Origin of the sequence: Photobacterium sanguinicancri (genome assembly GCF_024346675.1) — a bacterium.
Taxonomy (GTDB): Bacteria; Pseudomonadota; Gammaproteobacteria; order Enterobacterales; family Vibrionaceae; genus Photobacterium; species Photobacterium sanguinicancri.
In genome coordinates this window covers 1,076,606-1,091,137 of record NZ_AP024850.1, presented here as the reverse complement: position 1 = coordinate 1,091,137, position 14,532 = coordinate 1,076,606, and the positions used below count along the sequence as shown (strand labels likewise).

General features: G+C 44.1%; 17 protein-coding genes and 2 tRNA genes. 2 read left to right on the top strand and 17 right to left on the bottom strand.

Going from position 1 to position 14,532, the window contains the following annotated elements:
- Positions 1 to 107 precede the first annotated feature (107 nt).
- Together uvrB and OCU87_RS05385 are read right to left on the bottom strand one after the other, a co-directional pair.
- Entirely contained in the window at positions 108 to 2,123 is a 2,016-nt protein-coding gene (gene uvrB / locus OCU87_RS05390; RefSeq protein WP_062688468.1) for an excinuclease ABC subunit UvrB, read from the bottom strand.
- Entirely contained in the window at positions 2,116 to 2,358 is a 243-nt protein-coding gene (locus tag OCU87_RS05385; protein ID WP_062688466.1) for a hypothetical protein, read from the bottom strand. The genes uvrB and OCU87_RS05385 overlap by 8 nt, the downstream gene beginning before the upstream one ends.
- Before the next feature lie 513 nt (positions 2,359 to 2,871).
- On the opposite strand from OCU87_RS05385, the gene OCU87_RS05380 reads away from it, so the two are divergent.
- On the top strand, positions 2,872 to 3,378 hold the full coding sequence (locus OCU87_RS05380) for a M48 metallopeptidase family protein (protein ID WP_062688464.1): 507 nt from the start codon (positions 2,872 to 2,874) through the stop codon (positions 3,376 to 3,378).
- Here OCU87_RS05380 and OCU87_RS05375 read toward each other — a convergent pair.
- From OCU87_RS05375 to OCU87_RS05365, 3 genes are all read right to left on the bottom strand, one after another.
- Positions 3,365 to 3,595, bottom strand: a complete 231-nt coding sequence (locus tag OCU87_RS05375; protein WP_261857959.1) for a DUF6500 family protein — start codon at positions 3,593 to 3,595, stop codon at positions 3,365 to 3,367. The genes OCU87_RS05380 and OCU87_RS05375 overlap by 14 nt on opposite strands.
- Positions 3,596 to 4,084: 489 nt before the next feature.
- Positions 4,085 to 4,174: transfer RNA gene (locus OCU87_RS05370), tRNA-Ser, on the bottom strand.
- 24 nt (positions 4,175 to 4,198) lie between these two features.
- Positions 4,199 to 4,286: transfer RNA gene (locus OCU87_RS05365), tRNA-Ser, on the bottom strand.
- A gap of 238 nt (positions 4,287 to 4,524) precedes the next feature.
- On the opposite strand from OCU87_RS05365, the gene OCU87_RS05360 reads away from it, so the two are divergent.
- Positions 4,525 to 5,097, top strand: coding sequence for a UPF0149 family protein (locus OCU87_RS05360; protein ID WP_062690022.1), 573 nt, complete (start codon positions 4,525 to 4,527; stop codon positions 5,095 to 5,097).
- 131 nt (positions 5,098 to 5,228) lie between these two features.
- Here OCU87_RS05360 and OCU87_RS05355 read toward each other — a convergent pair whose 3' ends face one another.
- The 12 genes from OCU87_RS05355 to cydB form a co-directional block, all read right to left on the bottom strand.
- A complete protein-coding gene (locus tag OCU87_RS05355) occupies positions 5,229 to 6,086 on the bottom strand; it encodes a bile acid:sodium symporter family protein (RefSeq protein WP_261857958.1) in 858 nt (285 codons plus the stop codon).
- 138 nt (positions 6,087 to 6,224) lie between these two features.
- Entirely contained in the window at positions 6,225 to 7,286 is a 1,062-nt protein-coding gene (gene nadA / locus OCU87_RS05350; RefSeq protein WP_261857957.1) for a quinolinate synthase NadA, read from the bottom strand.
- A gap of 173 nt (positions 7,287 to 7,459) precedes the next feature.
- Positions 7,460 to 8,212 (bottom strand): tol-pal system protein YbgF, encoded by a 753-nt coding sequence (ybgF, locus tag OCU87_RS05345; RefSeq protein ID WP_261857956.1) that lies wholly within the window; start codon positions 8,210 to 8,212, stop codon positions 7,460 to 7,462.
- Between the two features lie 12 nt (positions 8,213 to 8,224).
- On the bottom strand, positions 8,225 to 8,752 hold the full coding sequence (pal, locus tag OCU87_RS05340; RefSeq protein WP_094957344.1) for a peptidoglycan-associated lipoprotein Pal: 528 nt from the start codon (positions 8,750 to 8,752) through the stop codon (positions 8,225 to 8,227).
- A 32-nt stretch (positions 8,753 to 8,784) separates the two neighbouring features.
- Entirely contained in the window at positions 8,785 to 10,134 is a 1,350-nt protein-coding gene (gene tolB / locus OCU87_RS05335) for a Tol-Pal system beta propeller repeat protein TolB (RefSeq protein ID WP_062690016.1), read from the bottom strand.
- 8 nt (positions 10,135 to 10,142) lie between these two features.
- The gene (gene tolA / locus OCU87_RS05330; protein ID WP_261857955.1) at positions 10,143 to 11,165 is read right to left on the bottom strand and encodes a cell envelope integrity protein TolA; all 1,023 of its coding nucleotides are present in this window, start codon (positions 11,163 to 11,165) and stop codon (positions 10,143 to 10,145) included.
- A 14-nt stretch (positions 11,166 to 11,179) separates the two neighbouring features.
- A complete protein-coding gene (gene tolR, locus OCU87_RS05325; protein ID WP_062690015.1) occupies positions 11,180 to 11,623 on the bottom strand; it encodes a protein TolR in 444 nt (147 codons plus the stop codon).
- A gap of 3 nt (positions 11,624 to 11,626) precedes the next feature.
- Entirely contained in the window at positions 11,627 to 12,316 is a 690-nt protein-coding gene (gene tolQ / locus OCU87_RS05320; protein WP_062690013.1) for a protein TolQ, read from the bottom strand.
- Complete coding sequence (gene ybgC, locus OCU87_RS05315) at positions 12,306 to 12,719, bottom strand: tol-pal system-associated acyl-CoA thioesterase (RefSeq protein WP_094957341.1); 414 nt, start codon at positions 12,717 to 12,719, stop codon at positions 12,306 to 12,308. The genes tolQ and ybgC overlap by 11 nt, the downstream gene beginning before the upstream one ends.
- Positions 12,720 to 12,966: 247 nt before the next feature.
- A complete protein-coding gene (locus OCU87_RS05310) occupies positions 12,967 to 13,278 on the bottom strand; it encodes a cyd operon YbgE family protein (RefSeq protein ID WP_239928898.1) in 312 nt (103 codons plus the stop codon).
- Positions 13,262 to 13,369, bottom strand: a complete 108-nt coding sequence (gene cydX / locus OCU87_RS05305; protein ID WP_048898756.1) for a cytochrome bd-I oxidase subunit CydX — start codon at positions 13,367 to 13,369, stop codon at positions 13,262 to 13,264. The genes OCU87_RS05310 and cydX overlap by 17 nt, the downstream gene beginning before the upstream one ends.
- 12 nt (positions 13,370 to 13,381) lie before the next feature.
- On the bottom strand, positions 13,382 to 14,518 hold the full coding sequence (gene cydB, locus OCU87_RS05300) for a cytochrome d ubiquinol oxidase subunit II (protein WP_261857954.1): 1,137 nt from the start codon (positions 14,516 to 14,518) through the stop codon (positions 13,382 to 13,384).
- Positions 14,519 to 14,532 lie beyond the last annotated feature (14 nt).

The window sequence follows — 14,532 nt, the reverse complement described above, 5'->3', positions numbered from 1 at the left end:
GAAATACTGGTGAAAAAGTACTGATATACAGATAGGTGCTGTTGCGGAGAAAGTAACTAAGCCCACTAATAATCATGACTAGCGAGCTAGTTTGTAGCTGTTAGCTGTTAGCTGTTAGCGATAAATTGCTGACGCAATGTGTGAATTTTATCACGCGTTTCAGCAGCTTTTTCAAACTCTAAGTTCTGAGCATAATCGTACATTTCAGTCTCGAGTACTTTAATTTTAGCATCCAACTCTTGAGGAGATAACGAGGAATAGTTCCCTTTTTGCTCCGCCACTTGATGCAATTTAGCCGCTTTATTCGCTGTTTTACTTTTACCAAGTTCAAGAATATCGCCCACTTTTTTGTTTAATGCTTTCGGTACTATGCCATTTTTTTCATTATAGATTTTCTGCTTTTCACGGCGGCGGTTTGTTTCTCCCATCGCCCGTTCCATTGAACCCGTAATACGATCAGCATATAAGATCGCTTTACCTTCTAAGTTACGTGCTGCACGGCCCATAGTCTGAATCAATGACCGCTCTGAGCGTAAAAAGCCTTCTTTATCAGCATCTAATATCGCGACTAGCGACACCTCAGGTATATCAAGCCCTTCGCGTAATAGGTTTATCCCTACCAGCACATCAAATTCACCCAATCGAAGATCGCGAATAATTTCAACCCGCTCGACGGTATCAATATCTGAGTGTAAGTAACGCACTTTTACACCATGCTCTGCTAAGTACTCGGTCAGATCTTCTGCCATTCGCTTAGTTAGGGTGGTGACCAGCACACGTTCCCCTTTTACTTCACGAAGCCGAATTTCAGAAAGTAGATCATCCACCTGTGTGGTGACAGGTCGAACTTCAATTTCAGGATCGAGTAAGCCTGTCGGTCGTACAACTTGCTCTGCGATATCTGAATCACACTTCTCAAGTTCATAATTACCGGGGGTTGCCGACACGTAAATAGTCTGCGGTGCTAGTGCCTCAAACTCATCAAATTTCATCGGGCGATTATCTAGCGCCGAGGGTAAACGGAAACCGTATTCCACTAAGTTCTCTTTACGTGATCGATCGCCTCGATACATGGCTCCAATTTGAGAGACAGTGACGTGTGACTCATCAATGATTAACAAGCCATCACCTGGTAAATAATCAAACAAAGTTGGAGGTGGCTCGCCTTCTGCTCGACCACTCAAGTAGCGTGAATAGTTTTCAATACCAGAACAAAAGCCTAGCTCGTTCATCATTTCAATATCAAATTGTGTCCGCTGAGAAATGCGCTGCTCTTCTACGAGTTTATTGTTTTCAGTCAACTGCTTGCGACGATCAACTAACTCTACTTTTATACTTTCAATCGCTTCAAGAATACGCTCACGTGGCGTCACGTAGTGCGTTTTAGGGTAAATAGTACAGCGCGGCAGGTCGCGTTGAATGATCGCTCCCGTGAGAGGGTCGAAAGAGCTAATACAGTCCACTTCATCATCAAAGAGTTCGATTCGGATGGCATCTTTCTCAGATTCTGCTGGAAAAACATCAATCACTTCACCACGGACACGGAAAGTTCCGCGCTCAAACGCCATATCATTACGCTTATATTGCAGCTCAGCTAATCGAGTTAACACCTCACGCTGATCCAGCACATCACCACGACGAACATGTAGCATCATTTTTAAGTAAGAATCTGGATCACCCAAACCATAAATAGCAGATACAGACGCAATAATGACAACATCACGACGCTCCAATAACGCTTTTGTTGCAGATAAACGCATCTGCTCAATGTGCGCATTTACTGAGGCATCTTTTTCAATAAAAGTATCCGTCGTGGGTACGTAGGCTTCTGGTTGATAATAATCGTAATACGAAACAAAATACTCAACCGCATTTTCAGGGAAGAACTCTTTCATTTCACCGTAGAGCTGGGCGGCAAGAGTTTTGTTCGGCGCCAAAATCAACGTTGGTCGATTAGTTTCGGCGATAACATTCGCGATAGTGAAAGTTTTACCAGAACCTGTAACCCCGAGTAACGTTTGATGAGCAAGACCAGAGTCAAGTCCGTCCAATAATTGATTGATAGCCGTTGGTTGATCACCCGCAGGTGAAAAGGGTGACGAAAGCTTAAACAGTTTACTCATCTAGACTACTCGAACGTAAATTAATGAAAGACATTGTCCGTGCTAGGCTATCGAAGTCAATGTATTGAAGGCCAATACTCGGCTCAGTTTCCTGCATGGCTGTAACGCAACTAATTACACATAAAAATAAGCATACTTGAAGGATTGACTTTATATTGCTGATCGCGTAAATTTCTCGCCCCTGATGATGAAACTCATCAGATAAAGTGCCTTCCCCAAGTAGTACAATCATCATTAGTCATCCACTAATGAGTCACAAATTTTATCCTGATAATTTGTGAGATAACGTTATTAATCCACAGTTTATTCAACTTTTGATGTAAATCAATTCACACGTATCTTTTCAATATTTTTCCTGCTAGCTCATACTCACTAAACTGTGAATTAAAAACCAGGTTGATTCCTCTATCATAAGTGATATCAGCGGATTAGAGCTCCATTCAAGATCGTACAAAAAACAACCTAACCGAAACAAACGCGCGCTTTTTCCGACTTCCTAAACATCCATCAACACACTTATCCACAGTTTTTGTGGGTAAGTCATGTAAACCCTTGCTACATCTGGCCTCGCGGAAATCAAGATTTTTTTTTGACACTTTGATCACGGCATAAAGCATTGAAATAGGATTGCTCTACTCTGAAACACTGTGAGCAAAAAACAATCAAGTTGCAATTATTAGCACGCTAAATTGCACCAATGAAAAGTTACCGTTACTATTCGGCTATATATTCTTAGTTCATAAATCACATGCAAACATTGAAGTATCTACAAGGCTACCCTGCTCACTTAACAGAACAGGTCCACCAGCTAATTGAGAAAGAGCAACTCGCTAAGCTGCTACTGAAGAAATACCCTACTCCACATGCTGTCACAACTGAAAAAGCACTTTACGATTACGTGGTAGGCATTAAAAATCAGTACCTAAAAAAATCAGCGCCGATCAGCAAAGTAGCCTTTGATAATAAAATCAATGTCATTCACCATGCATTAGGTCTACATACCTTTATATCTCGAGTTCAAGGCGGCAAGTTAAAAGCAAAACACGAAATACGTATTGCGGCAATTTTCAAATCAGCCCCAGAAGACTTTCTTCGAATGATCGTGGTGCACGAGCTTGCACACTTACGAGAAAAAGAACACAACAAGGCCTTTTACCAACTTTGCTGTCATATGGAACCAAACTATCACCAGCTTGAGTTTGATATGCGCTTATACCTAACTCAGCTAGATACCTTTGGATCTATTTACAACTAAGTTCTTCTTTTTTAACTAGCTCGATGATTTTCTTTGCTTTCTCAAAGTGATCGAGCTGGTGTGTCTCTATCCACCATGTCGCCGCTTCCATTAATAAAGCAGAATTATCGTTTTTGTTGGCAAAAAAAGCGTAAAACGACACACCAACGTTATCGCCTTTTTGCTCAATTTTCTTATAGCAAACCTGAAGTATTTTATCTCTCAATAACGCTCTCATGCAGTTCCTCCTTATCACGCGCATTATCCTACCGCTTCATTATTTAAACGTCCACAGAATACTGACTATTTACACAGGCTGTATAAATACACATATCACTAATTAAGCGAATAGACACATAAATCCCGTTAAGCATTATCGATTACATAATATACAGGCGAAAAAAAACCGCTGAATTTTCAGCGGTTTTCTTTAATATGGCGGAGCGCTTTGAGTCTAGCGGATTTGGCACTAATCCCTTTCACTACTTTCAACGCATACGAAAAAGCCCAGCATTTCTGCTGGGCTTTCTCTAAATGTGGCGGAGAGATAGGGATTTACTGCTCGCAAGCTCGCGCCCTTCGGGCTATTGCCTTTTCGCGCCTTCGGCACGGGCAATGTGCTTTCGCTTCGCTCAGGTGAACCCTGACCTAGGGTTCCGCACCCTATCTCTAATCACAAAAAATAGGCGAAAAAAAACCGCTGAAATTTCAGCGGTTTTCTTGAATGTGGCGGAGAGATAGGGATTTGAACCCTAGGACGGGATAAACCGCCGCCGGTTTTCAAGACCGGTGCTTTCGACCACTCAGCCATCTCTCCGTATTTTATCATCTTAAAAGATGATGGCGGTGAGGGAGGGATTCGAACCCTCGATACGTTGCCGTATACACGCTTTCCAGGCGTGCTCCTTCAGCCACTCGGACACCTCACCACATTGCCTATTAAGCTTGTCGCTCAACAGGACGGCTACTATAGTGCTAAGCCTTTATCGGGTCAATGAAAAATATCGATTAACTTATTGAACGTTCAAAATTACAACAATAGCGCTATATTAATGAATTTATGATGGTATTACTGCTGATAGCATTTAGGGCTACTGATACAATGAAACATATATAAAGAAGGTGCGGCGATAGTATCCGCTATCTACTAACTATTGAGAGTGAATTATGTCTTCACAATTAAGTGTGATCCTCGAAAATCCAGAACTAGCGGAACAATTGCTACCAGAAGCACAAACACGCGGTTTTGTTACCGCCATGGCAGCGGCACCGCATGTATTAGACCCAGCTGAATGGCTCGCTTTCTTATGGGGTGGTGAGGAAGTATCACCATTTACTACCCAAGAAGATCTAGAATCTTATGCGAACGCCATTATCAACCTGTGGAATGAAACGCGTGAGTCACTATTGCTAAATACTTGGTCTTGGCCTGAAGACTGTGCACTCGATGATAAAGAGCTTGTGACAGAAGCAACACGCGATTTTTCTGAAGGCTTGCTACAAGGCTGGCAATTGGCGCGTGATGATTGGGAAACCATCATGCCAGAAGATACAGAAGACAGTGCTTTGCTAGGCGGTGTATTGCTGTCTATCAGCCTACTGTATGATCCAGAAAATGCGATGCAAGCACTATCAGAAGAAGGTGCTGACGGCCTTGCACAGTTTGAAGAGATATTTAAATCAGTTCCTCTGATGCTATGTGGCCTATCCCAACGAGCACATGCCTTAACTAGTAACTAACCATCTAGTAGCTTACATCGTAAAGAGCTATAACGAAAAACGGCAGCCTCGCGTGAGACTGCCGTTTTTTTATTATCTGATGCTATCTACACGTGCTTTGAATCAGCAAAACACGTATGTAGATCGACGCTTTACGCTAATACCTTACGCTGGCGCGCGCGATAAAAGTAAATTAGCCCAAATGCAGGGATGTTCATCAAAATTCCATAAAGCAAAGGGGTAATTGCGAACTCAGGGCGCCCCAATAAGATCACAGCAGCAAAAATTGCAGTACCTGCATTTTGCACGCCGACTTCAATGGCAAATGTTTTTACTACCGCAGACTTTTCACCCATGATTCGAGCAATCAAGGCCCCCATCACCATACCTGTAACACACAGCGCAATGACAGCAACTGCCGCTTTTGATGCAAATAAATGGAACACTTCAGTATTTGCCGATACGGTAATGATGACGGTGAAAAACAATGCCCATAGCGCACTCTTTCCCGCTTTTTCAGCAAAAGGGGTAAACCATGATTCATCCGTGTAATGACGTAATGCCATCCCAACGAGTACAGGTAAAAGCGTTACTGCGGTTAACTGCAAGATAGCCGTTTTTAGTGGAATAACCAATGAAAGTTCAGGCATGAACAGGGTTAATAATAAAGGCATCGTAAAAGGTATAACAACACTGCTTATCGCGGTGATAGTGATAGATAGTGCAGAGTCTCCCCCACTGAGGTGAGTAATCGCATTCGATGATGCCCCACCGGGCGCAAGTGCTAGCAACCACAGGCCAACAGCAATCGGCTCTGGTAATCCCAATAACGTTATAATGGCATAAGCCAGCAATGGTAACCCAACAAGTTGTGCCAACAATGCTGCAATCACTTTAAATGGATACTGAGATACCCGTTTAAAATCAAAGACACTGAGTGTCATGCCGACGCAAAGCATCATCCACGCAAGTGCCATTGGCAATGCGACTGTCAGTAGAATTTGGCTCATGCTGTATCCTTAGCAGTTATTTTTATTTATCAATAGTGGCTTTGTTTGTATTTACGATGAGTCGCAGGCAGAGGAATGACTATAGCAAAAAAAATAGCGACCCTAAGATCGCTATTTCTCTGATTCGTGACACTTTATTTATGCGTTACCTTTTACTTTCAATTGCAGCTCAGCAGCAAAATCCAGCATGCGATTTAACGGGATAAGTGACTTCTCACGTAATGCTTCATCAACAAAAATCTCGTGCTCACTACCGCCATCGCGTAGCGCTTGCTCAATCGCTTTCAGGCCATTCATTGCCATCCACGGACAGTGCGCACAGCTACGACAAGTTGCACCTGCGCCGGCTGTTGGTGCTTCAACCAGCTCTTTCTCAGGTACAAGTTGCTGCATTTTGAAGAAAATGCCTTTATCAGTCGCAACTATCAGTTTCTGATTTGGCAACTCTTTTGCAGCCTTGATCAACTGGCTTGTTGAACCGACAGCATCCGCTAATTCCACCACACTTGCTGGGGATTCTGGATGAACAAGAATCGCGGCTTCAGGGTATAGATGTTTCATGTCGCGCAGTGCTTTGGCTGAAAACTCGTCATGCACAACACACTCACCTTGCCACAGCAACATTTCCGCGCCAGTTTGATTCGCAATATATGAACCTAAGTGGCGGTCCGGCCCCCAAATAATTTTCTTATCTTCGCTATCAAGGTGCTCAACGATTTCAAGGGCGATACTAGACGTTACCACCCAATCAGCTCGTGCTTTTACCGCTGCAGAGGTATTAGCATACACCACCACTGTATGGTCAGGGTGAGCATCACAAAACTCGGTAAATTTATCTGCAGGACAGCCCAGATCAAGTGAACACTCAGCGTCGAGTGTCGGCATTAATACGTTCTTTTCTGGAGTCAGGATTTTTGCAGATTCCCCCATAAAGCGCACGCCACAGATAATCAAGGTTTTTGCAGGGTGTTGATTACCGAAACGGGCCATTTCGAGGGAGTCGCCAACAAAACCACCTGTATTTTCAGCTAGGGCCTGAATTTCTGGGTCGGTGTAATAGTGGGCAACTAAAACCGCATCTTTTTCCTCAAGAAGGGCTTTAATTTTTGCGATGTATTCCTGCTTTTCACTGTCGTTCAATGGCACAGGTTTTGGCGGAAATGGGTAAATTGTTTCTGACGGATCGAATGTTAAGCTCATTACTCACTTGCTCTATCAGCTAGTCCTTACTGTTCGGTCATTATACACAGCACCGTGCTATTTTCCCTCTTTTCTTACCGTGACTGAGCGTGCCATTAGCGATAGCTAGCGAAAGTTACTGATAGATAAACAAAAGGCCAGCATAGTGCTGGCCTCTAGATGTCTGACACGGTTTATTTTCCGAGTTTATTCAAGCTTGCTTGCGCTTGTCGAGAGCTGGTTGAATCAGGGTACGTTTTTACGACCTCTTGATACATTTTCTTCGCTTCATCAACATTGTTACTGCGCTCTGCAATCACACCGAGTTTAAGTAAGGCGTCGGCGCGCTTGTTCGAATCACTGTAATCCGCAACGGCTTTAAACTGCTCACCGGCTTGCTTTAGCTGATTCTTGGTAAAGTAAAGTTGCCCCAACCAATAATGGGCATTCGGTTTATAAGCCGATTGAGGATACGCGACTAAAAAGCCTTCAAACGCTTTAACTGCGCCATTGTAATCCTTTTCTTTTAAGATCAGGTTTACCGCTTTTTCGTAATCAGCGTTCTCGCTAACATTACTTGTATACGTTTCTGTCGATTTTGGTTTGCTATCCGCTGTCTCTGGTGCTGCTTTTTGCGGTTGGCGGCTAAGTGCATCCACTTCACGGTATAGTTCACGTTGACGTTCTAACATCTGACTCAGATCATATGAGTTACGTTCAACAACACCACGAAGTTCATCCATTTCGGAAGCCAATTGTTCAAGCTGACGTTGCATGTCAATCTGAATTTGGTTTCTTGCCTCAAGCATCCGCTCCAATCGCTCAAGGCTATTTCCCTGAGCACTGCTACTGTTTAGCTCAGTAACGGGAGCAGGAGCGGCGACCACTTGGGTCGCCGCACCAACCAGCAACGCCAATGCGGCAATGCGCATCTTGTTACTGTTCATAGTCATAGCCTATTACTTGTACACTAGAACCGAACGACGGTTCTTAGCGTAATCTGCTGCAGTGTGACCAAGCACTAATGGCTTCTCTTCACCGTAGCTAACGATTTCAAGTTGAGATGCAGATACGCCCAATGCTTGTAGGTATTTAGCTACAGCGTTAGCACGACGCTCGCCTAGTGCGATGTTGTACTCAGGTGTACCGCGCTCATCAGCGTGGCCTTCAACGATCACGTTCTGACCTGCGTTGTTACGTAGGTATTCTGCGTGTGCTTCTAGCATCGCTTGGTAATCTGGTTGGATTTCTGCGTTATCAAACTTGAAGTAAATAGTTTGCTCTTGACGCAATTCTTGGCTGCGTAGTTCTTGCTCAGAAAGAACAGGAGTCGTGTTCTCTACTGGTGTTGCTACTACAGTTTCTTCTGCTGCTTTATTTGTTGTATCAGAAGCAGAAGTTTCAGTACCTTCAGTTGAGCTACAAGCCGCAAGAGTCATCATTGGCAGCGCAATTGCCAGCCCCTTTAAAACTTTATTAAGTTGCATTTTATTTTCCTTATTTGCTAATTACGTGAACGTTAAAGATACGGTCCCCAAGAAGGTGCTCGCACTCGCCCGTTCGTCGCAGGTAAACGTGCTTTAAAGCGCCCGTCAATCGACACTAACGACAGTTCGTTTGATTTATTATTCACTGAACTGTAGATCACCATGCCGCCATTCGGTGCAATGCTTGGAGACTCATCCAAAAATGTTTTGGTTAAAATTTGAAGAGCTCCAGACTTTAGATCTTGCTTAGCAATGTTGTAGCCAGAATCAGATCTGTGCACCATTACTAAGTAACGACCATCAGGTGTTAGCTGACCACCAAGGTTTTGACTTCCCTGCCAAGTCAAACGCTGGGTTTTTCCGTCAGCTAAATTTACTCGATATATCTGAGGTTTACCACCTCTGTCTGAGGTAAATACCAAAGACTGCCCATCAGGATCCCAAAATGCTTCCGTGTTATTAGCACGACCGCGAGTGATCTGAGTCAGTGCCTTTGTTTCGAGATCTTTCACATAGATCTGCAAGCTACCACTTTTAGATAGTACGATAGCTAACTTCTTACCGTCAGGTGAAAAACGCGGCGAACCGTTATGACGTGGGAAAGACGTCACCATTTCACGCGTACCTTTATAGATGTCCATCATGAAGATCTGCGCTTGATCATTTTCAAAGCTCACATACGCAAGTTTGCTACCATCTGGCGACCAAGATGGTGACATTAGCGGCTGTTGGGATTTCAGCACTAAGCGCTCGTTAAAACCATCATAATCAGCCACACGAAGTTGGTATGGGTATTTCGCTTTGTCGTCGATGACCACGTAAGCTATGCGTGTTAAGAATGCACCTCGTTCACCCGTCAGCTTTTCATACACTAAATCAGAGATACGATGCGCGTAATGGCGCATACGTTTACCTTCAATCTTCGCACGATTATTCACGAGTAAATGGTCTTTAGTCAGTACCAACTCGCCACCGCTTAAACCACGGCTTTGGCCACTGGTTAACTGGCCGCGCACGACATCAACAAGTTGATATTCGACGACATAGTTGCCATCAACATCTTGGCTGACTTTACCTGTGACTAACGCATCAACACCCATCGACGTCCAAGCATCGTAATCCACTTGCGATTCATCATATGGGGTTTGTGGCATTTTACTGGCTGCTATTGGGCTGAATTTGCCGCTTCGCTGCAAGTCAGATGCAATAACACTTGAAATGTCTGCAGGCAATTTGCCGTCACCGTCCCATTTGAAAGGTACGACGCCAATTGGGCGAGCAGAGTTAACCCCTTCGGTAATGACAAGTTCGAGCTCTGCATGTGCTAACTGGCTAAAGCCAAGGAAAGCAAGACATAGCCCTATAATCCAACGTTTCATAATTTATCCTTTTACTCTGGGCTTACTGTTAGGCGGATTGCGCGTAGTTTCTCTATCACTTCAGGATCTTCAGGCATTGGGAACTGACTCACTTTTACCACCGCCGCTTTAGCAGCGCGACAAAGTGTTCTTTCACCGCCATCCTCTGTTGCATCTAACAATAAACCATTCGCCGACAAGCGCATGCGAATTACACACTCTTTGCCTGAAAAGCTTTGATCAACCAAGAGGTTTTGCTGGATCATTTGAGTAAAGATCGCACTGTATCGTGCCACTTCATCACTCACAAACTGACCTCTCGCACCACCACGTTGTTCGGTTTCTGCTTCAAGCCCGGCGAACATATCATTAAGAGCCGCTTCTTGCTGACGCTGTAATGCTTTAGCCTCTGCGGCTTTACGTTCTGCTTCTACTCGTGCTTTTTCAGCTTTTTTGGCTGCCGCTTCTGCACGCTTTTGCTCCGCAACTTTCGCTTTGCGTGCTTCTTCTGCTTTACGTGTCGCTTCTTCTGCTTGACGCTGCTGCTCTACTTTACGTACACGTTCTTGTTCTGCCTTTTTCGCCGCTTCTTGTTTCACTTTACGCTCGGCTTCCGCTTTAGCTGCTTGTGCTTTCGCCACTTTAGCGGCAGCATCAGCTTTGCGTTTTTCTTCGGCTACTTTTTGCTGTTCAGCAGCAACACGCTTGCGTTCTTTTTCCGCAACACGCGCTTCTTTTTCCGCTTTAAGCTTATTGGCTTTCAATTCACGTATGCGCTTTTCTTCAGCTTGACGTTGTTTCTCTAACGCTTCTGCTTGTTGCTCTAAACGACGAAGACGATCACGTTCAGCTTGTTTTGCACTTTCACGTTCTTGACGAATTCGCTGTGCTTGCTGATTCACTAAAGCAGGGTCAACCACTACAGCTTGAATCGTATTGCCAGATTGCTTCGGTTTCGACATGGAGAAATCCGTTCCCCAAAGCAACGCAACTAGTAGTAAAGCATGAAGTAATAACGAAACGATGACAGCAGTGCTGTAGTTATTATTTCTCATCCGCTTTATGACTCCTACTGCTCTAACGGTTCAGTCATTAGACCTACCGAAGCCACACCCGCACGATTTAACGCATCTAGCGTTTCGATGATATACGCATACTGCGCGCGACTATCACCACCAACTAATACGGTCGATTTAGGATTCAACTGTAATTCTGCACGCACTCGCGTCAGCATAGTATTCATATCAAGGCCACGAATAACATCTTCATTATTCACGCTAATTCCTAAATTACCATGCTGGTCAACTTCAATGATAATCGGCGCACCACTGTCATCTTTAGAGAGTTCGGCTACCGTTTTGGCTGTAGAGGTACCGGGTAACTCAACATCAACCCCTTGGGTAACAAAAGGCGCTGTCACCATAAAGATGATAAGCAGTACCAACATGACATCGATGTAAGGTACGACATTAATTTCTGCCGTCATCTTACGTTTCTTAGGTTGGTAAGCCATGGCTTATTGCTCCTGATTACCAGCGAAAGCTTGGCGGTGCAAAATGCTAGAGAACTCTTCCATAAATGTCGCGTAAGTGTGCTCTAGTTTCGTTACTTGGTTGGTCAGCTTGTTATAGAACATAACGGCAGGGATCGCGGCAAACAGACCCATAGCTGTTGCGACAAGTGCTTCAGCAATACCCGGTGCAACCATCGCTAGGGTTGCTTGCTTTACAGCCCCCAGCGCGATGAATGCATGCATGATGCCCCATACGGTACCAAACAAACCAATGTACGGACTGATTGAGCCAACCGTTGCAAGAAAAGGTAAATTAGTTTCTAGACCATCTACTTCGCGCGATAGCGAAACACGCATGGCACGGCCTGTCCCTTCCATTACGGCCTCTGGCACTTTGCCATTACTGCGGTGCAAACGTGCAAATTCTTTAAAACCCGAGTAAAAGATCTGTTCTGTACCAATCAGGCTATCTTTACGGGCTTGTACTTCTTGGTATAGCTGTGACAAATCATTTGCAGACCAGAAGCGATCTTCAAAGCGAGCCGCTTTTGAACTTGCTTCTGATAATACTTGTGAGCGTTTTATGATCATTGCCCACGAGACCACCGACATGCCTAATAGAATGAGCATTACGATTTTTACCAACAGGCTGGCCTGTAAAAACAGGTCTAGAATTGATAATTCAGCAGTCACTAGATATCTCCGACTTAATATTTTCTGGAATGGCTGTTGGCTTCATGGAGCTTGAGTGGATACAGGCTACCTTAACCACGGCTTTACACAAGATTTGGCCATCATTGTTAACTAAATCCTGACAAAATTCGATAGATGCACGGCGTAATTCGCTGATTTTTGTACGAACAATCAGCTGATCATCCAACTTAGCACCTTTGATATAGTCAATCGCAAGGTGGCGAACAACAAATCCTAAATCACGTTCAAGCAGTGCTTGTTGACTGACACCACTATTTCGCAAGAGTTCAGTTCTTGCTCGTTCGAAGTACTTTAGGTAATTGGAATGATAAACCACCCCACCCGCATCAGTATCTTCATAATAAACAGTGATGGGCCAATTAAAGGCTTGGGCTGCTTCCATGGTTTTTCTCATATTAAACGGTGAACTTTACTATACCTAACTTAATGAGTTTTATGAAATTTAGCTGCATAAATTTGATGCGAGAATACGATGAATTGTAAATAAGTTCGTCTATACGTTGATAAAGAAGCCAACCGCGATAACGATCCTCATGACTAGTGCATAAATTGGGGCTAGTTTTAGATTATTAATATAAAAAAACGGCCTATTGTGTTTCCACAATAGGCCGTTGTTATGCTGAGTGCGATCAGTAAAAACGCAGCCAGTAGATGTAGGTTAATACAGGCAATGATATATATGGCGTGAAGAATACTTGCCAATACCAGTTACGGGGAACAAAGCCAACACCGTAAATCATTGTTGTACAAATCGACCAAATCAGTGCAGGCGAAATGACTGGGCCAAAACCACCAATTGCTTGCGCAAATAGTGTTGGGTCCCAAACAACTAGGGCCGTAAGCCCAAGTCCTGCCAGCATAGCAACAAGGCGTAATACCCCGAAGTCTAAATGCTTGTGTACTGCTTTAACCCACATATCTATCTTACTCACCAGACTCATCCAAGTTTTCGGTTGCTTCTAACCAAAGTGCATTAATAATGCCGAATGAACACGCAAGTAGAACACCTAAAATCCAAGCAAAATACCACATGGTGTCGTCTCCTTAGTACAGTGAGTTTTTATTTTCTTCGATGAACTTGTCATCAAGACGGCCAAACATTTTGTAGTAAGTCCAGATAGTGTAAGCCAAGATAATTGGCACCATCACGAACGCTACACCAGTCATAATGTTTAACGTTAGCTCAGAAGACGTCGCATCCCATACTGTTAAGCTGTGGCCAGGGATCAAGCTTGAAGGCATGATGAATGGGAACAATGCGAAACCGAATGTCAGAATAACGCCAGCCATAGTTAGGCTTGATGTTAGGAACGCAAATGCACCACGGTCAGCTTTTGTTGCAAGAACAGTAAGCAGTGGCATCACAACAGCTAATACTGGTGCAATCCAAAGTAGTGGGTATGCATCGTAGTTAGCAAATAGTGCACCAGATAGGCGTGCTACTTCTTTCGTCAATGGGTTCGACGGTGCATTCGTTACGATTTCAGATGTAATCACGAAACCTTCAATGCTTTGTGCCCATACACCTGCAATAACAAACAATACCGCTGTCGCAATCGCTGTAATAACAGTCACATTACGTGCACGAGTGTGAAGTTCACCCGTCGTTTTCATTTGTAGGTAGGTTGCGCCTTGCGTGATGATCATCATTGAGCTAACTAGACCACAAACAAGTGCGAATGGGTTTAGTAGGCCAAAGAATGAACCTTTGTACGTTGGTACTAGAAATTCATTCAGCTCAAACGGAACACCTTGAAGTAGGTTACCGAAAGCCACACCGAAAATCACAGGTGGTACAAAGCTACCAACGAAGATCGCTTTATCCCATGTGCCACGCCATTGTTCGTTAGGCAGCTTAGAACGGTAGTCAAAACCGATTGGGCGTAGCCATAGTGTTGCAAGCGTTAGCATCATTGCTAAGTAGAAACCCGAGAATGCCGTTGCGTAAACCAAAGGCCACGCTGCAAACAGTGCGCCACCTGCAGTGATAAGCCAAACTTGGTTACCATCCCAGTGTGGGGCAATCGAGTTGATCATTACACGGCGTTCGCTATCGGTTTTACCAATAACAGGTACTAGTGCGCCAACACCCATATCAAAACCATCTGTTACCGCAAAACCGATGCAAAGCACACCAATTAATACCCACCAGATGAATCGCAATACTTCATATTCAAACATTGCTAAATCTCCCT